General features: G+C 40.3%; 17 protein-coding genes. 3 read left to right on the plus strand and 14 right to left on the minus strand.

Features of this window, described 5'->3' with window-relative positions; genetic code table 11:
- Positions 1–18: 18 nt before the first annotated feature.
- Positions 19–1,956 (minus strand): ATP-binding protein, encoded by a 1,938-nt coding sequence (locus tag D1164_RS15095; RefSeq protein WP_147372200.1) that lies wholly within the window; start codon positions 1,954–1,956, stop codon positions 19–21.
- A 365-nt stretch (positions 1,957–2,321) separates the two neighbouring features.
- On the opposite strand from D1164_RS15095, the gene D1164_RS15100 reads away from it, so the two are divergent.
- From D1164_RS15100 to D1164_RS24115, 3 genes are all read left to right on the plus strand, one after another.
- The gene (locus tag D1164_RS15100; protein WP_119350842.1) at positions 2,322–3,650 is read left to right on the plus strand and encodes a UDP-glucose dehydrogenase family protein; all 1,329 of its coding nucleotides are present in this window, start codon (positions 2,322–2,324) and stop codon (positions 3,648–3,650) included.
- 3 nt (positions 3,651–3,653) lie between these two features.
- The gene (locus tag D1164_RS15105; protein ID WP_119350843.1) at positions 3,654–4,601 is read left to right on the plus strand and encodes a UDP-glucuronic acid decarboxylase family protein; all 948 of its coding nucleotides are present in this window, start codon (positions 3,654–3,656) and stop codon (positions 4,599–4,601) included.
- Between the two features lie 188 nt (positions 4,602–4,789).
- The gene (locus D1164_RS24115; protein WP_119350844.1) at positions 4,790–5,023 is read left to right on the plus strand and encodes a T9SS type A sorting domain-containing protein; all 234 of its coding nucleotides are present in this window, start codon (positions 4,790–4,792) and stop codon (positions 5,021–5,023) included.
- Between the two features lie 127 nt (positions 5,024–5,150).
- On the opposite strand, the gene D1164_RS15115 is transcribed toward D1164_RS24115, so the two are convergent.
- From D1164_RS15115 to D1164_RS15175, 13 genes are all read right to left on the minus strand, one after another.
- Positions 5,151–5,861 (minus strand): DUF4386 domain-containing protein, encoded by a 711-nt coding sequence (locus tag D1164_RS15115; protein ID WP_206611025.1) that lies wholly within the window; start codon positions 5,859–5,861, stop codon positions 5,151–5,153.
- Between the two features lie 18 nt (positions 5,862–5,879).
- Positions 5,880–6,674 carry a DUF4249 domain-containing protein gene (locus tag D1164_RS15120; protein WP_119350845.1) on the minus strand — a complete coding sequence of 265 codons (795 nt, stop codon included), beginning with the start codon at positions 6,672–6,674 and terminating at the stop codon, positions 5,880–5,882.
- A gap of 5 nt (positions 6,675–6,679) precedes the next feature.
- Positions 6,680–9,022 (minus strand): TonB-dependent receptor, encoded by a 2,343-nt coding sequence (locus tag D1164_RS15125; protein ID WP_206611026.1) that lies wholly within the window; start codon positions 9,020–9,022, stop codon positions 6,680–6,682.
- 177 nt (positions 9,023–9,199) lie between these two features.
- Positions 9,200–9,901: a DUF4386 domain-containing protein gene (locus D1164_RS15130; RefSeq protein WP_119350846.1), complete on the minus strand. Its 702-nt coding sequence runs from the start codon at positions 9,899–9,901 to the stop codon at positions 9,200–9,202.
- Between the two features lie 5 nt (positions 9,902–9,906).
- Positions 9,907–10,902: an NAD(P)-dependent alcohol dehydrogenase gene (locus D1164_RS15135; protein ID WP_206611027.1), complete on the minus strand. Its 996-nt coding sequence runs from the start codon at positions 10,900–10,902 to the stop codon at positions 9,907–9,909.
- A gap of 238 nt (positions 10,903–11,140) precedes the next feature.
- A complete protein-coding gene (locus D1164_RS15140) occupies positions 11,141–11,965 on the minus strand; it encodes an SDR family oxidoreductase (protein ID WP_119350847.1) in 825 nt (274 codons plus the stop codon).
- A 58-nt stretch (positions 11,966–12,023) separates the two neighbouring features.
- Positions 12,024–12,524: an anthrone oxygenase family protein gene (locus tag D1164_RS15145; RefSeq protein ID WP_119350877.1), complete on the minus strand. Its 501-nt coding sequence runs from the start codon at positions 12,522–12,524 to the stop codon at positions 12,024–12,026.
- 91 nt (positions 12,525–12,615) lie between these two features.
- Positions 12,616–13,473 (minus strand): helix-turn-helix domain-containing protein, encoded by an 858-nt coding sequence (locus D1164_RS15150; protein WP_119350848.1) that lies wholly within the window; start codon positions 13,471–13,473, stop codon positions 12,616–12,618.
- 84 nt (positions 13,474–13,557) lie between these two features.
- Positions 13,558–15,363 (minus strand): helix-turn-helix domain-containing protein, encoded by a 1,806-nt coding sequence (locus D1164_RS15155; RefSeq protein WP_119350849.1) that lies wholly within the window; start codon positions 15,361–15,363, stop codon positions 13,558–13,560.
- A gap of 463 nt (positions 15,364–15,826) precedes the next feature.
- Complete coding sequence (locus D1164_RS15160; protein ID WP_119350878.1) at positions 15,827–17,719, minus strand: FAD-dependent oxidoreductase; 1,893 nt, start codon at positions 17,717–17,719, stop codon at positions 15,827–15,829.
- A gap of 64 nt (positions 17,720–17,783) precedes the next feature.
- Positions 17,784–20,048 carry a right-handed parallel beta-helix repeat-containing protein gene (locus D1164_RS15165; RefSeq protein WP_119350850.1) on the minus strand — a complete coding sequence of 755 codons (2,265 nt, stop codon included), beginning with the start codon at positions 20,046–20,048 and terminating at the stop codon, positions 17,784–17,786.
- An 83-nt stretch (positions 20,049–20,131) separates the two neighbouring features.
- Positions 20,132–21,562, minus strand: a complete 1,431-nt coding sequence (locus tag D1164_RS15170; RefSeq protein ID WP_119350851.1) for a BT_3987 domain-containing protein — start codon at positions 21,560–21,562, stop codon at positions 20,132–20,134.
- Positions 21,563–21,604: 42 nt separating this feature from the next.
- Entirely contained in the window at positions 21,605–23,308 is a 1,704-nt protein-coding gene (locus tag D1164_RS15175; RefSeq protein WP_172594482.1) for a RagB/SusD family nutrient uptake outer membrane protein, read from the minus strand.
- Positions 23,309–23,394: the final 86 nt, after the last annotated feature.

The following is a 23,394-nucleotide window of genomic DNA, read 5'->3' on the forward strand; positions in this document are numbered from 1 at the left end:
ATATGCAAAATTAACGAATCATTTTTTATTAAGGGTCTCCAGCACTTTAATCAGTTCCGGAAATTCGTTTAATTTTCTTTTTATTAATTCAACGTCGAATGATTTCAGGCCGGACTCAAGTTCAGCGCAATAGTCGAGAATTGGGGTACAGGCTCTTTTCGAGGCCATTTTCCCCAGTTCATTTTTAAAACCTTTGATTTCAAAAATTATCAGGTTATCCTTTATCTGTTCCCATTTTTTGTAAAAAGAAGTTTGACAGGCCTTCAGAATAAATGGCAGGTTTTTTTTGCATTCTTCCGGTAATTCCGGATAGTTTTCTTTGGGCGTTTTTTGTTCCTCTTCCACATAACTGAATTTCAGGAACCTTTTAAGAAGGGCTTCGAGGTCTTTTTTGAATACCGGCTTTTGCAGGAACCCGTCAAAAAGACTGTTTATCCGGCTGTTCTGATCTTTCAGCGTAGAAGCGGTAAACGCAATTACCGGAATGTGTTTCAGTTCGTTGTCCTGTTTTATTAGCTCGGTGGCATCGAACCCGCTGATCCCCGGCATACGAATGTCCATAAAAATAATGTCCGGCCTTTCGGTTTTCAGTTTGGCAAGGGCCTCGGTACCGTCGCTTGCTTCAATATAGGTAACCTGGTCAGAGCTGATTAGTTGTTTTAGTACCAGGGTATTGTAGTTTATATCATCGGCAATCATGATGGTGCATGGAGCCAGTTTCATGGCAGCCCCTTCTTTTATTGTTTCTACGCGTATATTTTCTGTGCGATCGACTTTTACCTTAAAAAATGTTACTGTAAAAACCGAACCTTTTCCGGGTTTACTTTGAAGGTCAATGGTTCCATTGAGTTTTTTCAGCAATCCCTGCACAATTGCCAGTCCCAGGCCGGTACCTTCGTAAGTCTTGTTGTTTTGTGCACTTTGTTGGGTAAATGAATCAAATATGTTTTTTTGCCGGTTTTCCTTTATTCCAATCCCCGTATCTTCTATGGAAATAATAAGATTTACCTCGTCTTTGTCTTCTGTTTGCACAGCATGTGCCGAAATGTGGACATGCCCTTTGTCTGTAAATTTTACCGCATTACTAACCAGGTTGAAAATAATCTGGTAAAACCGTAATTCATCCATACAAATAAAGCCGGGCACGGTACTGTCGGTAGTTATTTTCAGTGTCAGTCCTTTCTCTTCTACTTTACGCTGAAATACCAGTTTAATATCATTTATTACCTCATGGTAATTCATGGGATTAATATCGATATCCATTTTCCCCGATTCTATTTTGGAGAGATCGAGAATATCGTTGAGCAGGTTGAGCAGGTTTCGCGCACTTTGTAAAATAGTCTGGAGGTATTCCAAATGTTGAGGATCATGTGTGTTTTCATACAGCCACTGACTAAAACCAAGAATCGCATTCAACGGCGTACGTATTTCGTGCGATACACTGGTCAGAAATTCGGATCTTGAGCGGAGTGCGGTCTCCTCATTGGCTTTGGCCTTCTCCAGCTCTTTTTTATTTTGAGCCAGTTGAGTTGTGTCTCTGATAATTGCCAGTACCTCATCCGGGGCTATTTTAGACAACCGGGCTTCAAAATGCAATATATTTTTAGAGATTGATTGCTGAAACACAAAAGTGAAATCTTTATGAACGAGGCATTCTTTTATGGCATGGGAAAATTTTTCAGTCAGCTCTTCATTAAAAGCGGTATAAATGGAAAGGTCCCCTTGTGGTATGTTTTTTTTGAATAGCTTGCTATTTTCATGTGGTTTAACAGTATTGATACGGCCATCACTTTTAAAAAATAATACGATATCCTTAAAAGAATGAAGTAGCTTATTATATCCTTTTTCCCGGCTTTCCCATTTATTTTTGAGGGTTGCCAACTTTTCCTCAGCTAATTTTCTTGCAGCAATTTCTCTTGCCAGATCAGAATTATTCTGATCAGTTTTTTTATTCATATTAGTCCCCTTTTCTATGTTCTTTAGCTCCCCGTTTTTATTCAATGCAGGATTTGTCAGCAATTGGATAGAGTGTCGTGTTGTATTAGATGATATATTCCGCCGTTCCTCTGAACTGAAAATAAACCCTGTGCCGTTTCCCCGTTCAACATTGAAGGAGAAAGGAAGGGATATACACACTCTTTACCTTGACACAATACGCGCATATCTATTTTTACAGCGATTAAAATACATAATTTTTGGAAAGTCAGTACAAGTTATCTTTTAAAATTGAAGATTGTTCATTTTCGTTGAAAAATTATGTGCTGCCTCTTAAAAAATGGTACTTTTGAAAAATTTTAAACTTTCAAAAAACGCATTTTTGTATGAAGATTTCAGTGATAGGTACCGGCTATGTAGGATTGGTTTCGGGGACCTGCTTTGCCGAAACAGGTGTTGATGTGGTTTGTGTTGATGTAGATCAGCGGAAAATTGATATGCTGAATAACGGTCAGATTCCCATATACGAGCCCGGCCTGGATGATATTTACAAACGAAATGTGGAAAAAGGAAGGCTGAAATTTACCACCGGCCTGGCAGATAGTCTGCAGGATACAGAAGCCGTTTTTATTGCTGTTGGTACCCCGCCAGACGAAGATGGTAGCGCCGATCTGAAATATGTACTTGCGGTGGCGCGTGAAATCGGACAAAACATGGATCATTACATGGTGGTTGCCACCAAAAGTACGGTGCCTGTCGGTACTTCGGTTAAGGTAAAGGAAGCCATTCTGGAAGAACTGAAAAAGAGAAAGGTTGATATTCCTTTTGATGTGGCTTCAAACCCGGAATTTTTAAAGGAAGGGAGTGCGGTAGAAGATTTTCTTCGTCCCGACCGTATTGTTATCGGAACCGAATCGGAAAAAGCCCAAAAGGTGATGAAGCGGTTATACAAACCTTTTTTGCTGAATGGCCATCCAATTTTATTTATGGACATCACATCCGCTGAAATGACCAAATATGCGGCCAACTCCATGCTGGCTACCCGTATTAGCTTTATCAACGACATTGCCAATTTATGCGAAATAATGGGCGCTGATATTGATGCCGTTCGAAAGGGAATCGGCTCCGATCCCCGTATTGGAAATAAGTTTTTGTATCCCGGAACGGGTTACGGGGGCTCCTGTTTCCCAAAAGATGTACAGGCGCTTATCCGCACGGCCGATGAACACGGCCATTCGCTCGATATTCTGAAAGCCGTTGAAAAAGTGAATGATCGCCAAAAATCTGTACTATTTCATAAAATATACAGTCATTTTAACGGTGATTTAAAAGGACGCAGGTTTGCCTTATGGGGACTGGCATTCAAACCAAAAACAGATGATATGCGGGAAGCGCCGTCTCTTGTGGTTATAGAAAAACTGCTGCAGGCCGGAGCAACTGTTACCGCTTATGACCCGGTGGCCATGGATGAAGCCCGACGGATTTTGGGTGACAAAATTACATTTGCCAAAGATGAGTACGAAGCCTGCATTGATGCCGATGGCCTGGTGCTTATAACAGAATGGCCCGAGTTTAGGCTACCCAATTTTAAAGTGTTGGAACGACTCCTAAAAGACAAATTGATTTTTGACGGGCGGAATATTTACGACCCCTCCGAACTACAGGAACTCTCCTTTACATACTATCCTATTGGTCGAAAATCAGTAAAAAGTTAGGATATGAAACGGATTCTGGTAACCGGAGGAGCCGGCTTTGTGGGATCTCACTTGTGTGAGTACCTCCTGAAACAGGGAAACGAAGTAATCTGCCTCGATAATTATTTTACAGGGAAGAAACAAAAGATTGTCCACCTCATCGGTAATCCCTGGTTCGAGTTGGTAAGACATGATGTAACAATGCCTTACTACATCGAAGTAGATGAAATTTATAACCTGGCCTGCCCTGCGTCGCCGGTTCATTACCAGTACAATCCTATCAAAACCATTAAAACTTCTGTGATGGGGGCTATTAATATGCTGGGACTGGCAAAGCGTATTAAAGCGAAAATACTACAGGCCTCCACCAGCGAGGTTTACGGTGATCCTGAGGTACATCCTCAGCCCGAAAGTTACTGGGGAAATGTAAACCCGATCGGTGTCAGGTCTTGTTATGACGAAGGGAAACGCTGTGCCGAATCGTTGTTTGTAAATTACCACAAGCAAAATAAAGTCAGAATAAAAATTGTTCGGATTTTCAATACTTACGGCCCCAAAATGGAACCGGACGACGGCAGGGTTGTCTCCAATTTTATTGTACAGGCGCTGCAAGATAAAGATATTACCATTTTTGGTGACGGAACCCAAACGCGCAGTTTTCAGTACGTGAGCGACTTGGTGGAAGGAATGGTGCGAATGATGAATACCGAAGAGGAATTTACCGGCCCTGTAAATATTGGAAACCCGGGAGAGTTTACCATGCTGCAGCTTGCCCGGGAAATTCTCGATATCACCGGCTCCAAATCGAAAATTGTTTACCTCCCTTTGCCCGAAGACGATCCGGTGCAACGGCAACCTGATATCCGGCTGGCCCGCGAAAAACTGGGAGGATGGGAGCCATCGGTGCCACTGCGCGAAGGACTGGTGCAAACTATCCAATATTTTGATAAACTGTTAGCAGAAGGTACGTAGTGTCATGTCAAAGATAAATTGTCTCGTACTGTCATTTCGAATCTGAGGCACGAAGATGAGAAATCTCAATGTTGTAGCAGATTTCTCCCTGGGATCGAAATGACATTCTGAAGTTGACATGACAACAGTATTCTTTAGTGTACTGATTCTTGTAAAATAATGTACTTTTCTTTCCCTGGTTTGGCCGGGTGCGGCAGTGTAAAAGTTTTTTTTGGGAATGGTGGCCATTTCAAAATACGATATCGTTTAACATTACGTGCAGTACCGCCGAAAAAATGAGAATCGAAATATATGATATGTTGGGTAATACAATGAAAACAACAGAGGTTTCATTAATTAGCGGAGAGAACCTGCATACTGTCAAAACGGAAGATTTAACGCCGGGTGTTTATACCTATCGGTTAATGGGAAAAAGAACCTGATAATTGGTAAAGTCGTTAAAGATTAAGTTTGTCCGTTTCCAGCACTCCCTCCTCGTAGCTGCGAGGAGGGAGTTGTATGGTAAATTTCCCAAATGTCGGGTCACCCGGTGCATCTGTGGGGCACAAGTTATTTTAGCAAAACGGTTGTTTTTACTCCTTTTATCAGTAAGAATAAGCAAAGCGATAATTCTGAAATTACGGCAACCGTAATAACCAGAATCTCACTTGTTGAGGCAAGTTCCGGAAAAAGGAAGTTGACTACACAGTCGATTAAATAGCTGATTCCGGCAGCAACTACTAAAGCCCCCAGCCATTTGGGGAAATATTCGGCTCGGAAAATCAGGTGGCCAAGAAATATACAACTGATCCCGAAAAATACGCCACTAATCAGGTAGCCATACGAATGGGCATTCAGAAAAAGAAGCGAGAGTGCGTTTAGCTGCTCGCCTGAAAAGCTGCTGAGGTAATCCCCTTCGCCTAAAAGGAGTAATGGCAAATAAAAGTTCAGCAGGTTGATGCCAATCACGGTAGCCTGCGCCAGCCTGAAAAAGGCTGCCAGCATGGAAAGCCCCTGGTTGACAGGCTTTAAAAGCAGATATAACAGCAGGGCAACTCCCACATCGCTCATAACCATGACCAAATCGCTGATAAAACCCACCCGAAATAAAAAGGAATGGGTTGTAATGTTACCTGCAGTTGCTGCGGCGTCTCCCGGGACAATGATTCCCGAACGGACAAACATCTCGCTAAATAACCCCGATATTATAATTATCAGGTATAAAATGCCGGCAGTCCGGGCATTGGTTTTCATAATTTGGAGTGATTGCATTGTTTTCATAACATTTAATTTTATAGTTTACTTTGAAATAATCAGGGTATCGCGGCTAATGGTATAGGCGCCAAAATAGCCGAGTGCGCCGTTTGACAGGTTGGTAATTGGATTGGAAGGACTTGCATTGCCAATCATTCCATCTTCAAAAAGTGAGGATAATGTTCGGTAGTAGTCATAAGTAGATTTTGCTAAAGTTTGCAACTCAATTACAACCGTATCCTGTTCAAAGAACTGCTCATTATCCCACTGCATCGAAATTTTATTCCCATCTACAAAGGCATCGTCAAACACATACAAAACCTTTTCCTGGTTGGTGGAATCATTCATTTTCGACACTTTCAGCCGGTAATAGTTTTTGGTAGCAGCAGGGTCGGAGAGGTGTGCGCTAACCAGGTAGCCCCCCGAAAATTCCATGTAATCCGGGGTCGGTTCCGTTGAAGTGGAATCAATGCCAACTTTATGGGGCATTTCCACACTTCCGGTGTAGTTTTCCCCTTCAATTTCGACATTTAAAATATACCCGACTCCTTCCATTCCCATTGAATTTATGATGTAGGTGCCCGGACTGGTTTCTTCAAGCAGAACCGGGTTTCCCGAATTTTCGGTTACGGTAACAACGGCACCTGAACCTGGCAGATAATTCCCCGGCTCGAAATAGTCGGTCGATTTGGATACTTTAACAACAATGGAGTCGCTGACTGTTGCATCGATAACCCATTTGGGGTCTATAGAATCAAGGTCAATTTCAATAACATCCTGACATGCGGAAATGAGAACGATTAAACTAAATATAACCGTGAGTTTTTTAATTGGTTTCATTGCGATTAAAATTTAAAATTGTAAGTAACGGATGGAATCATTTGGAACAGGGACAGGCGGACAGCTTCTGTTTGAGCCGGATTATTTTCGTTTTCCCGGAAGGTGATGGAAAAAGCATTTCGCCTTCCATACGCATTGTAGATGGAGAAATTCCAGCTCGATTCAAACCTTCTTTTCTTTTTGGGCGTGTAAGTGGCGCCAACATCCAAACGGTGGTAATCGGGCATCCGGTAGCCGTTTCGTTTGGTGTAAACCGGAACGGTAAAGCCGTCCACCCTATATTTCCCGCTGGGGAATGTAACCGCATTTCCGGTGTTAAAAACCCAGTTGCCCGATACATTCCACTTTTCATTTAACTGGTACATAGCCACCACCGAAATGTCGTGTGTGCGATCCTGCTTTGCCGGGAACCAGTCATCGTTGTCAATTGCCGGCATCGATTTTTCGGTTCTGGAGAGCGTGTAACCCAACCAGCCGGTGAGTTTTCCCGTACGTTTTTTAATGTAAAGTTCTGCACCATAAGCACGGCCTTTCCCAAAAACCAGTTGCGATTCCACATTTTTATTCAGCAAAATTTCTGCTCCGTTCTGGTAATCAATCTGGTTTTTCAGGCTTTTATAATAGACCTCCACCGATGTTTCAAACATGTTTTTGTTGAAGTTTCGAAAGAACCCGGCTGCCAGTTGGTCGGCAATTTCGGGCTTAACATTTTTGCTGCTCGGAATCCAGACATCGGTAGGAAGCGATGCTGACGAGTTCGACAGCAAATGTACGTATTGGGTATTTCGTGCATACGAAAACTTGACTGAGTTCTGTTTGTTCAGCATAAAATTGAAGGTTGCCCGTGGTTCAAGTGCGGTATATTTTTGAACGATATCGCCTTGGGAGAAAAATTCCGTATTTGTGATTTCGTCGGCTGCATTGTATGTGAAAACAGTATCCGGACCAACTGCCATAAAACCGGAATACCGCAAACCGTATGTTACATTAAAATGATCGGAAATATTCAATTCGTGCGAGATGTAAGCGGCGCCTTCAAAAGCCTGTTTCTGTCCCATAAATACAGAATTGAATACATCATTGTTTTCTGCATCTATTTCACCCGGACTGTAGGTGTGGTAAATAGCATTAAATCCGAACTTCAGTGTGTTGTTTGTGTTGATGTAGTACTGAAAATCTTCTTTCCAGTTCAAATCCCTGATGTCAGACTGAATGTAAATCATGTTGTTCGAGAAATTGTACCCAAATCCGTAATCGTAGTTGCTGTAAATAAGGGAACTGTTCAGGAACAGGCGGTTGTTAAACACATGGTTCCAGCGGAAGGTTCCGGTTTTATTTCCCCATTTCAGGGCAAACAGGTCTTCGATGTTAAACACGTCGCGGCCAAAATATCCCGATAAATAAATGCGGTTGTTGTCGTTTATTTTGTAATTGGCTTTGGCATTCAAATCGTAGAAATAGAGATCCGTTTTTTGCCGGGTTCTGTTTTTTGAGAATATAAGAAACATATCAGCGTAACTCCTTCTACCGGAGATAATAAAAGAGCCTTTATCTTTTTTTATGGGCGATTCAAGGGTTAAACGGGAAGACAATAACCCCAGTCCTCCCGACATGGCAAACTTTTTGGAATTGCCATCATTCATTTGAATGTCAAGGATGGAAGATAAGCGGCCGCCATAATTTGCCGGCGCATTTCCTTTATACAATTCGATATCTTTAATGGCATCGGAATTAAATACCGAGAAAAACCCCATTAAATGTGATGCGCTGTAAACCGGTGCTTCATCCAGAATAATCAGGTTTTGGTCGGCGCCGCCACCCCGTACATAAAACCCGGTGGTTCCTTCGGTTCCTGAGCTTACGCCGGGCAAGAGCTGAATGGTTTTCAGAATATCCTGTTCCCCCAGAATAACGGGAATCACTTTGGTTTCCCTGGGGTTAAGTTTGGTAACTCCCATTTGTGCCTTGCGGATATTTTTGTCCTCCGCTTCACTTCGAATGACAATTTCATCCATTTCTGCAGAAGCCGGGTGCAATTCGATATTTTTAGTACTATCGGACAGAAGTTCTGTGGGAACCGAAATATTCTCATAGCCGATGTACGAATACCGAACTGTGTAGTTCCCTTTGGGTATTGTGAGCGAATAAAATCCATAGGAATTGGTTGCTGTACCGGTTTTCAGTTCCTCCACATAAATGGTGGAGCCAATCAGTCCTTCGCCTGTTTCAGCGCTTTTCACATAGCCGCTTATGGTTATGTTGTCATCCGCAAAAACGGGAGCGGTTGATGTCAGCAGCAACATGAAGATTAAGAGTAATTTGTTTTCTGTTTGTAACATTGTTTTCATTTTTCTGTTTTTAGTGTTTTGTTTCCAAAAGCTCCGAGGAGTGTAAAACTGAATCCGCCTGAGTATGAGTATTTCAGTTGTAACGCGGAATGTTGTCAAGCGAGTTGTGTTCCCGGAATTGTTCCGGTAAAAGCCAGTTTATTTCCTGGGAATGTGTGTTTAAGGACTTTGGGTAACTCAGATGGAAATTGTTTTGTAAATTATTTTGGGTTTTCCTCCCCGCATAATCAGCCAAAAGGCAAAACCAATTTCGCCAAATGCCATGGGTACACTGAGTGCCATCTCAGCAGTGGCTATCTGGCTCTCAAATTCGGGATAAAGAAATTTGGTGCTGTGAACGATGATGTAAGAAACCGCGGCAACAACCAACGTTATCCCCCAGAAGTTGTGGATACTTTTTGATTTCAGAGCCAGAACTCCCAGCAACAACAGGTGAAATCCAAAAATTATCAGCCCAAACGACCAGGTGGTTTCAAACGATTCTATAGAGTCCATAATTTGTTCCCCTGACATTTGTACTTCGGTAATATTTCCGTTTATAATTTTAAGGACATTTATCAAATGAAACAGGGCGATTCCAAAAATGGACACAAAAATGATTCGCAATGCCGCAGTGAGAAGTGAAAGCTTTTTATTTTCATTTTTGAAAAAGATGAAGAGCGCCCAGGCAACCACAACATCGCATACGAGAATAAAATACCATCCTGAAACTTCGGTACGGAAGAGCCCACCGTTTGAAGTTAGATTTTCCGTTGTGGCTTCCGGGTCTCCGGGAACTATAAGCATAGTATGGATAATACCAAAAGTTAATATTGCCGCCGCTGCCATAAAAAGTAAGGTGATACCCGCTATTAACGCATACTTTCTGTTGGTTGTCATTTCAGTTAATTTTCTGGTTCAACAATAATTACGACATTTCCTTTTTTATGCCCGGAAGCAATGTAGGTGTGTGCTTCGGCCACTTTCTCCAGCGGGTACTGGCGGTCGATAACTGTTTTCAGGCGGCCTTCTTTAAAGATTTCTATCAACTCGGCCAACATATTTTTCAGCTCTTTGTCGGAACGCAATCCGGTAGCGGCAAATTTGGCTTTCTTCCTGCTGAAAACAGACGTCCGCATCATTTGTAAAAGCAGCGAAAACCTGAGTACGGGTGATAGATACAATCCGTCTTCTGTAAGTATATTTTTACTTTTTGAATAGGAGCTTTTCCCGATGGTATCGTAAACCACATCGTAAGTTTCTTTTACTTTGGTAAAATCTTTTTTTGTGTAGTCAATAACATGGTCAGCTCCGAGCGATTTTACCAGGCCCACATTCCGGGTGCTGCTTACACCGGTTACTTCCGCACCAAAATATTTTGCCAGTTGTACGGCAGCGGTTCCCAGGCTCCCGGAGGCCCCGTTAATTAATACTTTTTGCCCGGGTTTTATTTTGGCTATTTCTTTCAGAAAATTGAACGAAGTTACATGCCCGTCGCCAAAAGTGGCGCCTTCGGCATAAGGCATACTATCAGGCATGGGCAAAATCACTCCGTTTTCGGGTATGGTAACATATTCGGCATTAGTGCTAAACCCGAGAGTGGTTTCTCCAAAAACACGATCGCCCGGTTTGAATGTTTTTACATTTTTACCGGCAGTTTCCACAATTCCGGCAAACCCGGTTCCCGGAACAGGGTGTTTGGGTTTGCGCAGCCCGGTCATTAACCTTGCAAAATAGGGCTTTCCTGTGCGCATCATACCATCTGCTGTGGTGGCTGACGATGCATTTACTTTTACCAGTACCTCATTTTCTTTGGGGTGTGGTTTGGCCACTTGTCGGATTTTTAGCACATCCGGCGCTCCGTATCCTGTGGCAACAATTGCTTTCATCATTTCTTTCATTATCATTTATTTTTATTGTTTGAAATTCTTTTAATTGATTTTCAACGAAATCATGAAACAAAGGTAGGGGAGGAGGAGCGGCTAAAAGTTCGGAAAAACAGTGCAGATGTTCGGAATTATAATTACGGACAAGAAAGTATGAATTTATGAAAAAGACCTTCAATGTTTTTAAAACATTGAAGGTCTTACAGGAAAAAGGGCTTACCGCAGGGGAATATTTATTTGTGCCAGGGGCAGGTCAGGGGTTCCAAACCCCGGTTTTTGCGGTTTCTTCGACATATTCAGCAAAATCTTTCGGTTGTCTGGCCAGTATTTTTTCTATGTCGTTGGAGATAATATTGTTGCCTTTAGCATCAAGTACTTCGGTGAACAGGTAATTGATTAACCAGATATAATCATCCGGAACGCCTGCATCTTTCAACGTTTGGGAGTAGGCAGATAGTGAAACCGGGGTAAATTGAATATTTCGGCCTGTGGCGGTTGATATTTCTTTTATTACGTCTTTGAAGGTTAATAAACGGGGCCCGGTCAGTTCGTAGATTTTGCCGTTGTGTTTTTCATTTAGTAACGTTTCCACAACAACATCAGCAATGTCATCTGTGTCAACATAAGGAACTTTTGTTTCTGGTTTGGGAAGCATTACATGACCAGCCAAAATCGGCTCTAAAAAGAAACTTTCGCTAAAGTTCTGGTTAAACCAGTTGGCACGGACAATGGTATAATCCAACCCCGAATGGATAACAACCTGCTCGCAACGTTCTGCTTCTCTCTCTCCTTTGCCGGAAAGAAGCACTACTTTTTTTGTTCCACTTTTTTGGGCCTGCCTAGTTAACGCTTCGATGGTATCCGCCGCTCCCGGAACGGCCAAGTCTGGCTGAAAAGTCACATAAACTTTTTCAATCCCGGCCAATGCCGCCTGCCAGGTATTTGAATCTTGCCAGTCGAATGGAGGATTGGCATTTCGGGAGCCCACCCGAACCCGATGATTTTTCGATTGAAGTTTTTCTACCACTTTGCGGCCGGTTTTCCCGGTTCCCCCAATTACCAAAATGTTTGTTTTCATAATAACATGTATTTCAAATGAATATTAAATGATTGTGTTTTCTGTTGAAAGGTGTGTGTTATAAGGATTTTGAATGGAAAAAAATGGCAAGGAGTGAGAACAGAAATGAAAGTACCGCAAATGCAGTTCTGACTAAATGCAGCCTGTTCCATTTTATTTCATAACTGTGCCTGAAAACAGATAGTTGCCCGGAGTTTAAACTGTTGATGTTTAGCGCGTCAAGTTTATTGTTTAGAGGTACATTCCCAAAAGCTGTTACTCCGAATGTGCCAATGAGGTAAGTCAGCCCCGCTGAAAATAAGAACCAGAATGAGAACACCGTTTGATATTGTTGCACGGTACTAATAGCCAACAATACCAGGCTTCCAAAAAATATCAGAAAAAAAGCAGGGTTTAGAATGGCACGGTTAATAGATTGCATGGTTTGCAAGTAGGTGAGAGCGGATACTTTCCGCGTACCTGGAATTACAGATACCGACCATGAGTAAAAAAATCCTGCAGAGAGGCCGGTCAGTATAACGGCTGTAAAGAGTGTAATTGTTTGTATTGAAATTTCCATATCGTTGCTCATTAAAAGTTTATGAGACAAAGATGTGGCTTCCCGCTGTGAGGGATTTGTTCGAAAGGGAGTATGATTTGTTCGAAAAGGATTAACCTTTTATTTCGCTGGGGCGAAAACCAAATTTTTTGGCAAACGCATTTGAAAAGGAGCTCAGGCTGTCGTAGCCCACATGCCAGGCTGCTTCCTGAATAGTCATCTTCTTTTTTCTGATAATATCGTGTGCCGTATTTAACCGTTCATTCTGAAGGTATTTGAACACAGGGACCCCAAACAATTCTTTAAATTCTTTTTTCAGCTTAAATGTATTTAGCCCGATTTGTTTGGAGAGTTCGGACAAGGAAGGTGGGGTTTCCAGGTTTTTGGCAAGTATTTCTCTTGCCAGTTGCAACTTTTTTCTTTCTTCTCCGGGAATAGTTTCTTCAGACATAGCAGAAAGCTGGCCAAAAAAGTGGGCGAGCAACAAGGTCATCTGACTTCTGAAAAACATCATTTTCGCCTTGCCTTCATATTTTGAATGAAAGACCTGGTCAACAATTTGTTGCATTTCGTGTGTCATAAAAAAGCCGGGCCCTTCCACATAATGGTCGGTTGGAAAAACCAACTGGTTCAGCATTTCTCCAAATAGCTCTCCCTCCTGGTTGGGCAACTTATCGATGTTACGAAGGGTGGTTGCAATCACAATACATTCTAACGGTTTCGAAGCCGAAACGGAATGTACAAATTCAACATTTTTATCGGCATAAAAAGAGAGTGTCAGTCCTTTCGTATAGTTAAACTTTTTTTGGTTGTCGCCATACTTTACCGTAAGATCAACATTTCCTGCTCCATAAAACGCAACCGCAATTATGGGTTCCTCAAAAAAACATGAATCAACGGAGGGCTCCTCAGAGTTTGCTGCCTCCAGCAGGATGGTAAAATCGTTGATGTCAATAATGTCTCGTATCATATTTTACATCTCCCTTAAAATACCCGTTGATTTCTTTTCAACTTCCATCGTAACATCCGGAGTTTATGTTGAAAACGTTTCATCTTACGATGGAGTATTCTGTTTTAAAAACTCCTTTGGTGTCATTCCTACCTCTTTCTTAAAGTAGGTGTTAAAAACGGTTTTTGAATTAAAGCCGCTTTCATAGGCCAGGCCAATCAGAGAAATGTGGCTGTTCTCCGGATCGAGTGCGAGCTTTTTAAAATATTCAATCCGGTAATAATTGATAAACTCATTGAAGTTTTTTCCCATGCGCTCATTGAGCAGCCAGGATAATTTATTCGGATGAATTTCTACCTGCCCGGCAAGTGAACGGAGTGAAAGACCGGGAACCAAAAATGGCTCTTCTTCAAGGATAAACCGATATAAACTTTCTTCGAGAACGTCTGCTGTTTTGGAATCTAAAAGAGGCAGTTTTTCCTGTGTCGGTTTTGCCGGCTCTCCCGGTTGGAGATAAAATTGATTTTTATACGTTTCGTATCGGGAATCGTTTTTCAATGCATTTGCCAATGGGTCAGTGTAACTAAGTAATAAAACCGATGATTTTAGTTTAACTGCTTCATCGAGCCAGGTAAAAGCTTCGTTTGCTTTTCCCATGCTGGCATAAGCCAGGTAAAGGTAGGAGTGGGCCTGAAAAGCAGTTGGTTCTTGTGCTTTTTTATGTAACCGGGCGAAGTATTTTTTTGTTTCAGCGTCATCTTTTTTAAGGATGTTTGCCAGGCAAATTATTCCCAACCGTTCATCGTCAACCACAATTTCTTTGGGCATTCTTCCCAGAAAATCTAAGGTTTTGTCATACTGTTCCATCTTCAGAAGACAGTAACTCCGTACAATGTAAGCCGGAATGTTGTAGGGATTTTTCTCCAGGCATTCGTCAAACAATTTTAAGGCGTCAGAATAGTTTTCTGTTCGGTAATGAAAATATGCACGGAAAAACAACGTTTCCTGCGAAAGCGGGTCAATACTGTATGCCATTTCCAAATGTTGTTTTGCTTTTTCCATTTCTCCGGAAATTACATAAAGCAGGGTCAAAAACTGTTGGGCTTCCGGGTAGTTTGGTTTTAATTCGACCGAGTGCAGGACGTGTTTTAACGCTTTTTGAAAATCAGCATCGTAGAAAAAAGCAATATTGGCCAGCAGGTAATGTACGCCCGCATTTTCAGGATTCAGCGAATATGCTTTGTCGGTATATTCCCGCGATATCTGCCAGGCTTGTTCCCCGGGCATTAGTTCCGTTACGGCAAAAAAGCTGTAAGCATCGGCCAGTCCCACATACGAATCAGTATGGTTGGGGTCAAGGGCAATGGCTTTTTCATACAATTCGATGGCTTTTTGTGCATCCTGCGGGTTCCATTTGTTAAAATGATACCGGGCCTTCAAAAAGTATTCATAAGCATCAAAACTTGTGGTTTTCTTTTCTACCAGGTGATCCTGAATTTCAAAGTGACCGTACTGTTCCCTGAGCTTATCGGCAATTAACAGGCTAATTTCATCCTGGATTTCGAAAATATTCTCCAGTTTCCGATCCCAGGTTTCCGACCAAAAATGAAAGTCCTCTTCTGCATGAATTAACTGGGCTGTGATCCGGATGGTTTTGGCTGCCAGACGAACACTCCCTTCCAAAATAGTTGCTGCATGCAACTCTTTGGCAATTTGCCGGATGGGAATATTTTTATTTTTGAAATAAAAGGAAGACGTTCTGGAGGTAACTCTCAGGTGTTCAATACGGGCCAGCGCATTGATTATTTCTTCCGTAATTCCGTCGCTAAAATATTCTATATCCTCGCTGCCACTCATATTCACAAACGGAAGTACGGCAATTGTTTTTTCTGTAGGTTTCAGTTTTTCCATTCCATCATTTTATGTTGTGGCGCTTCCCTAATTATATTTATCGCGTAAGCATGATTATTTTTAGCCGCATTAAAGACCGGCTAAAATAAATAATCGTTTTTCGAAACATCCAACCAGGCTGCTTTAAGCCCGGCATGAGCCATTAACCCGGTTGAAATATTCCTTGAATTGCTGTTGCAAAATTTAACCATTCTCAAATTTGCATTCGACATTTCGTTTGATTCAGATATCTGAGTTTTAAACATGGGTGCGTAAAAAAAGTTTAAAGTCTGAATACAAAAAGCTTCCCGGTAAGAGGCTTTTTGTATTCAGACCAAACTTCTGACTTCTGGCGGAGCGTTGTCGTACTTTTATTTGAAAATTATGATATGTATTAAAGTATATAAATCAGAGAAACTAAAGAAAAAATGTCAGATTATAGCGGCTCTGATTATTAAGTCATTTTTTCATCTGTAACCTAATTTTATTTATACCAGTTTCTTCCAACCCCTTTCTGCATTAACGATTTTAGTTCGTTCAAATGATTTTGATATACCCCTCTGGGATTGGTTCCGTGCTTTTTGGCCAAAGATGCAGCCATTCCAACCACTTCGCCCATCATTCCTGTTGTACGCATAACACGCACCGTACCCAGTGCAACATGTGTTACACTAATATTCCTTCCGGCCATAAAGAGGTTCTCAATATTTCTGGAGTATAAACACCTGTAAGGAACTGCGTAAGGCTCTATTTTAACATGTTTTGCTTCTGAAAGAAAAGGTTCTTCGTTAAACCCTTCCAGTGCAACCGGATAATGAAGGTCGATAGTCCAGGTAGTTGTAAAACTGGCATCTGGAAAAGCAGTTTTTTCGCGCAAATCCTGCTCCTTCAGAATTACATCTCCCATAAGCCTTCGCGATTCACGCTTTCCGCCAATATAGGCAGCCCACTTTAATTGATAATTTTTGTACGTATCTTTTTCTTTACTTTCATTTTTAAGAAATGCCCAGTTTCCAAAAAGAGCCCGAAGACCGTAGTCCCTGATGTATTCAATATCTTCTATTTGATTCCAGTAAAAACCGGTTTCCCAATCCCAGTCGCCGCGGGTAAGATATTGACAGGTTTCTTCTGTAAATTGGACGGCCCAGGGGCATTCAGGGAAAGAGGATTTCCCCGGCGTTTCAGCATACCATTGTACTGAAGTTCCCATAACCAGATCGTCGGGATTTTCCGGTGCACTGGGCTCACTGGTTTCAGCCCGGCTTTCTCTTCCCATCCTAAAATCAGCACCAGCCAAAAATCCCAGGTTTCCGTCACCTGTGCAGTCCGCAAAAAACTGACCTTTAAATTTCACTTCTTTGCCGGTTACAATGTTTCTGCCAGTAACTGAGATAATTTTGCCCCCTGAACTTTCGGCATCAAAAACATGTGTATTCAAAAACAACTCGATGTTTTCTTCTGCTTCAACCATTTGCTGTTTTTTATCGTCGGCATAATTACTTTTGGGGCCAGCATTGTGAATTTTCTTTTCCGGGTTGTTTTCTATTACCTCCAGAATTTTTTTACTTCTTTCAGCTTCCGGATCACGTTGGGCTTCCCATAATGGCCAGTAACCGACAGGTCCGATTTCATCAACCAGTTTTCCGAGATTTGGATACGGTTTCTGAAAAATGAGTCCGGACAGTCCTACACGTACTTCAGAACTGTTGTTGCCACCGAGTACCGGCCTGTTTTGAATCAACGCCACTTTGCATCCAAGCCTGGCAGCGCTAACCGCTGAAGTAACTCCGGCCATTCCGCCGCCTACTACTACCAAGTCGAATTCGCCTGCCAACGTTGGTTTTTTGGGAAGATTTGAATGGGTTGCGCGGAACCGGGCCAATGCATCACTCTCATTGGGTGGAATAAAATCTGCATCTTTTGTCAGGACAATAGCATCACAACGACCATTAAACCCGGTTAAATCGTGGAGTTCAATATCGACCTTCCTCCTGTTTAGCTGAACCGTTCCTCCATCCTGCCAGTGCCATTCTGCTCCTGTTGTTCCGAATGTTGTTTTTAAGGGGGTTTTGTCAAACAGCAACTGAAATTTTCCCGGGGCTCCCGGAACGTTCCATGGAGCAACCCAGTTGCGGGTGCGTACCCAAACCCGGTATTTCCCTCTTTTTGCCACTTCAACCCTTGTTTGGGCGTTTTCGACAGGAATTCCCAACCCGTGTGCCATCATATATGGAGATCCCATTTGATCCATACTTTGCTGGTCGATTACCCAACCTCCTGTATTTGTAAAACTTTCAGCTTCAATCAAAATAGATTGAGAATTTGCAGTTAAGCACCCTATTACCAAATAAATAATTAATAGATATTTTATTTTCATATTTTCATCTTTTTGTAATTCGAAAATGGTGTTACTCTCTGATATCATTCATAAAATCAAATAATCACGTTTTAATTAGTTTTAAAGATAAAATTTTCTCTCCTTGATTAATACGAACTATATAAACTCCATTATCCAATCCATCTAAATTCATTTCATCCAATTGATTATTAATTAACTGACTAATTATTTTTTTTCCTGTCAAATCATAAATATCAACAGAAACGCTTTCCTTTAAATTTGATAATTGAATACTAAGTTTACCGGAACATGGATTAGGAAATATTTTTACATCCTTTAAATCATTAAGATTCAATACACCGGTAGCATTATAATCTTTCAAAATAATCTTAGAAGTATATGGATCCAGTTGTAATGTTCCGCTGAACTTTTCACCTTCAATGTCAATAACAGGATATTCTAAATTGACGGTAAGAACCGAATCAGATGGATTAATCAAAATTGAAATATCTGATAAATTATCAATTCCCTGAGGAGACATTTTTGAGTTTTGATCTTTATTTGAATATGACTGCCAACTATACGCATAAGATGCCGATAATGGTCTGAATATATTTTCAGGATTGCCATTAATTCTTTGAGAGGTCAAAATTCCTTCATTATAGCCCAGTGGTCTTGCAGCATAATCATCAATTGGGCGAGCATAGATATTACTATCTATCTCTGCTGCATTATAAATGGGATTACCTGCAGCCTCCATTGGTGAATGGTATTTTACCATTTTCTGATCTGTAGTTTTGGCACAAAAAATATTGTGTTTTATAGTATTGTCTTTACACTCTTCTCCACCTCTGGAAATCTGAAATTGCACACTACTGTTATAAAGGGTATTGTGATGAAAATTTATTCTTCCTGAATTACCCCAAAATACACCTTTTTCTCCACATTCAAATGCAGTATTGTATGCAACCTCATAATCAGTAGATGATTGGTCTAAATAGATTCCGTTAGTCCAGCTATACTCCAATGTATTATTAGTCCCTTTATTAGCATTATTGCTTGTCCCGGTTACAATATTCCCAATAATTTTATTTCCATATTTCAGATTTTTTGAATGTGTATAAATACCTCCACCATCATCCGTGATAAAACAAAAACCTTCTATATAATTATTTTTTACTGTCATTGAATCTCCCCTAAACGTAATTCCACAATAACCTGAATTAATTATTGTATTGTTTTCAACAGTTAACCCATTATGGTTCCCAGCCCTAATCCCGCAGAACTCAGCACCATCGCCAATACCGGGGAACAAACCGCTATTTTGAATATCATTGCCACGAACAAAGGACCCATATTTGCAATTTTTAACCACAATACCGTTGACATTGGAGTTATATACTTTGTTATTTTCTATAATCAGAAAATATTTTCTTAAGCTAATCCCATTTTTTCCCGAATAGTTAATATCACAATTTTTTACGGTAATGTGATGTGCTGTATTGGATAAGTAATTATAAATTCCACAATCGTTGGCCCCCGAGAGAGCAAGATCTTCAATTACGATGTAGCTTCCGTTTGGTACGATCAGATAATCAATAGTCGTCATTTTTAAATCAGAAGGTTCTGATGCACTAAAAACAGTTATCTTCCCGGTTTCAGGATTGTAGTACCATTCATTTTGGACATTTACAGTACGAATATCATTTTGGATAAAAAAACCAAAACCATCATTTAACTGATACATGAGGTTTTCAAAACCAAGAGTCCCTCCAACATGAGAAGTAATGACCCTTCTATCCCACACATAATGATTTGTTCTTATTACTATATCAGCACCTGTCCAATTATTTACGGAAGATGAAAGACTATATGTAGAAATCTGATTTTTTTCAGAATGGGCATAATAGGTAAGATAATCTGTATTAGGAATTCTTCCCATAGGTGTATTTTCACCATCAATTAATACCATATTGCATGAGCTTAAGCTTGAAATGGAATCAGTGCTTTCCCATAAATTTCCATCCAATGATGTCCATGATTCAATTTTCTTAAAGCCTGTAATTAATGGCTTATCTCCATCTCCATAAGCCCCCACTACTATCGGATTTTCCTGATTTCCTTCCTGATTGATAATAATTGAGCCATAAAATGTATCACCTCTTTTTAAAAGGATTTTATCTCCAGGCTGAAGACTTAGCTCATTTACCTTATCCAAAGTTTGCCAGGCTTCCTGTTTGGTTAATCCACTGTTAGCATCATTTCCGGTGTTGCTAATATAGTACACAGTAGAAAATGCATAAGTACTAAACGATAATGCAATTATTAATAGCACTCCTTTAATCACTGAATAATTGAATAATTTCATAATTATGACTTTAATAAGAGAGTTGTTGAAACCATAAAAAAATAGTCTCAACAACTCGTTAGCATACTTATACTGAAATGAGATTAATTTACAACAGGAGTAAACGTGTTAACCGGAGAAACACCGCGATCTTTTACAATCAAAGTATCTTTTACATTCCAAGTATATTTACCATTTGGAATAACACCATCTGCCTGTGTTTCAAAATAGTCAAAAATACACCATTTCCCGTCAGTATGGATTACACATTTTAATGTATGATACGTATTTTCTAAATCGATCAGCTCAAATGCTTTTGTTTGATAACCACTGGTAAATGAACACGATACATCTTCGGCAATTAACTCGTCATCAATATAAACATCAAAAGAACCATAATTTGGGCCTGCTTTTACAAATACAGAAATTTTATTGCCAAAGAATTCCAATTCTAAAAAATCTCCCTTCGTTTTACAGTAAGACCGGTCATTATTGTAGTTTCCACTCTCATTGTTATGATTCCAGGTTCCAGTATAGGAGGCTTCTGTGTTGTTGTACTTGGTAATTACAGGTTCAAGGTAGAAATCATACTCATAATTGTAATCAAGGGTAATCATATTGTATTGTTTCCCTTCTCTTTGATTACCACCTTCAATATATTTTCCTGTACCTGTAATTTCAATGTCCGCTCCTTCACTTTTCTGAAGAGTGACTGAACCATCACTATCAATTGCTAAATCCAGATATAAGGTATCGGGGCTGGAATTAATAATCTGAACAGGAGTGGTAAATGAAACAGCATTTTTGCTTATCATATCCACCGCCATTTCGGTATTACTTGTTACATCGGCATTGCCGTAATCAACTACCATCGTTTCATTTCCATCGGCATCAATAATTGTGGCACTGCCTGAATAGTAATAATTTCCATGGTATTCATTAATATATTTAATCATATACAAAGCATAATTTTGAGGGGCAACACTCCAATCATCTTTCACCCGGATATCGGGATTATCCACTTTCGCTTCCCCCATTAAAATAGAATCAGTTTCAGCATTGGTTATTCTGAATGGTATCACATACTTATCTTTGAATGCCTCTGCATCATCAAGAAATGATTCAGTTAACTGAATCACAATTTCACTTTGCATACTTCCGGCCGGAATTATTACCGATCCCAGATTTTCAATATTATAATATGACTCAGGCATTACAACCAATTCGGCGCCATCACTTGAGTACAGATTTTGAACCAGGCTTTCGTCAATCGTATATTCAACTTTTCGGTCTTCGGTATTTTCAGATACACCACCAAGCCAAACAGTAACTGACACATTGAGGTTATTATCGTTCGTATTATCAAAATCGTTGGTATTTCCCAGGATCAAGGTTCTAAGAGGTGATTGATTTCCAAAATATGCAACGGACTTTGCAAATTGGGGAAGCTCCATCTCAAGTACTTCGCAGGAAATTACACCAGCCATAATGAATAGGGGTATAATTCCTTTTATTATTTGTTTTATATTCTTCATCACTTTTATTTTTGAATTGCAAATAAAATCATAGCTACTATTCTACCATCCGGGGTTTTGAGTAATATTCCCATCCGATTTCAGAACTTCTTTTTCAGGAATAGGATAAAAATCCATTTTGGATGAATACGTTCTGCTTTCCAGCGTAAAAGGCTCATAAGACATCACGCCATCACTTCCTTTTGTAACATTAACACCTTTAATGTCGGCACCCAAAGTAGAAGATGCGATGCCCCATCTGCGTACATCCCAATATCTGTGATCTTCAAACGCAAGTTCCACTCTTCTTTCATTTCTTAATCTTTCTCTAAAATTAGATTGTGTCATACCTAATGGGAATTCAGGCATATTAACACCGGAACGTGAACGTACTATATTTACAGCTTCTCTTGCTGTAAGTTCCATGCCACCATTGTCATCCGGGCCATATACTTCATTCATCGCTTCAGCATAGTTTAGATAAAATTCTGCTAAACGGAAGAAGATCCATTGATGAAAGGCAGTTTGATCTTTTGATAAATCAAGATTTTCGACCAGGTGCTTTTTTAAATAATAACCTGTTTTTGTAACATGGTCAATGGGAGGTCCGTCCAGTCCGCCGTTCCACATTTCCATTGTACGACTATTAAATGTTGAATTATTGGTAACAATGGTCATGGCCAATCGAGGATCCCGATTTAAATATGGATTTTCACTGTGCGTTGGATTTGACCAGTCAAAAGCGGAGCCATCACTCATTTCGTAAGCATCAATCAGGTTCTGGCTTGGACAAGTCCCTGTTTTTCCACCATTAAACCCAACAGAGTAATTTAATGTTTCGAAACTGTTTCTGAAACCATAACGTCTTTCAAAAATCACTTCTTTATTAAAGGCTGAACCTAAAAGAAACAAATCAGAGTAACTTCCATTTAGAGTATATACACCCGGAGACATATCCAATACCTCTTTACATGCTTCAGCGGCTTTCAACCATCTTTCACTTCTATTGTCATCTGTATATCCCAAGGTTGGATCGGTATTTCCGCTTTTATTGTACAAATCGCTGGCAGCATATAACAAGGTTCTTGCTTTTAATGCCAGGGCAGCCCCTTTGGTTGGTACACCATAATCGGATGAATTTTGCGTAGTTAATAAATATCTGGCCGCTGTATCGCATTGATTTACAATGTAGTCAACGCAATCCGAAAAACTGTCCCGTTGTAAACTTTTGACATCATCTAAGTCTTGTACGTCCAGTTTTTTTGTAACCAGGGGTACTCCTCCATATCTCTTTATTAATTCAAAATAGAAGAATGCACGTAAAAAGAACATCTCCTTCCTGTACATTTTAGTATAGTAAACCCTGTCGCTGTATTTACTTGGATCACTTAAACGATATGATTTCCAGGTAATAGTATCTGTTAGCCGAATAAAATCATGTGCTGCCCTTATTCCTTTATACATATCTTCCCAGCGATCATCCGGATTGCTGTATTGATTCCAGTTTCCTACATTAAATCTTTGAATAGATTTATTCTCATCAACTTCCTCCGCCTCATCAGATGCTGAAGCCAGCCATGAATTACTTATTGTATTGTATCCCTTTGGCATAAAACTATAAGGGGTCATATGCAGACTTCTTATATAGTCCCAGTTCCCTGCAATCTGATCTTCTGACCTTATGGTAAATTCTTCCGGATCAACAAAGTTACAGGAAGATGCAAATGCCAGTAAAATAATTAAAATTGAATATTTGATATTTTTCATTCTTTCAAGCTTTAGTTTTTCTTTTATTGAAGAAAACAACATTTCCCTATTGTTATACCTACTCATGATATGCATTAATATTCTAT

Source organism: Mariniphaga sediminis (assembly GCF_003573545.1).
Taxonomy (GTDB): domain Bacteria; phylum Bacteroidota; class Bacteroidia; order Bacteroidales; family Prolixibacteraceae; genus Mariniphaga; species Mariniphaga sediminis.

Coding starts and splice junctions, on each gene's coding strand:
- D1164_RS15095 (WP_147372200.1), bottom strand. CDS start 1,956: ATGAATAAAAAAACTGATCAGAATAATTCTGATCTGGCAAGAGAAATT.
- D1164_RS15100 (WP_119350842.1), top strand. CDS start 2,322: ATGAAGATTTCAGTGATAGGTACCGGCTATGTAGGATTGGTTTCGGGG.
- D1164_RS15105 (WP_119350843.1), top strand. CDS start 3,654: ATGAAACGGATTCTGGTAACCGGAGGAGCCGGCTTTGTGGGATCTCAC.
- D1164_RS15115 (WP_206611025.1), bottom strand. CDS start 5,861: ATGAAAACAATGCAATCACTCCAAATTATGAAAACCAATGCCCGGACT.
- D1164_RS15120 (WP_119350845.1), bottom strand. CDS start 6,674: ATGAAACCAATTAAAAAACTCACGGTTATATTTAGTTTAATCGTTCTC.
- D1164_RS15125 (WP_206611026.1), bottom strand. CDS start 9,022: ATGAAAACAATGTTACAAACAGAAAACAAATTACTCTTAATCTTCATG.
- D1164_RS15130 (WP_119350846.1), bottom strand. CDS start 9,901: ATGACAACCAACAGAAAGTATGCGTTAATAGCGGGTATCACCTTACTT.
- D1164_RS15135 (WP_206611027.1), bottom strand. CDS start 10,902: ATGAAAGAAATGATGAAAGCAATTGTTGCCACAGGATACGGAGCGCCG.
- D1164_RS15140 (WP_119350847.1), bottom strand. CDS start 11,965: ATGAAAACAAACATTTTGGTAATTGGGGGAACCGGGAAAACCGGCCGC.
- D1164_RS15145 (WP_119350877.1), bottom strand. CDS start 12,524: ATGGAAATTTCAATACAAACAATTACACTCTTTACAGCCGTTATACTG.
- D1164_RS15150 (WP_119350848.1), bottom strand. CDS start 13,473: ATGATACGAGACATTATTGACATCAACGATTTTACCATCCTGCTGGAG.
- D1164_RS15155 (WP_119350849.1), bottom strand. CDS start 15,363: ATGGAAAAACTGAAACCTACAGAAAAAACAATTGCCGTACTTCCGTTT.
- D1164_RS15160 (WP_119350878.1), bottom strand. CDS start 17,719: ATGAAAATAAAATATCTATTAATTATTTATTTGGTAATAGGGTGCTTA.
- D1164_RS15165 (WP_119350850.1), bottom strand. CDS start 20,048: ATGAAATTATTCAATTATTCAGTGATTAAAGGAGTGCTATTAATAATT.
- D1164_RS15170 (WP_119350851.1), bottom strand. CDS start 21,562: ATGAAGAATATAAAACAAATAATAAAAGGAATTATACCCCTATTCATT.
- D1164_RS15175 (WP_172594482.1), bottom strand. CDS start 23,308: ATGAAAAATATCAAATATTCAATTTTAATTATTTTACTGGCATTTGCA.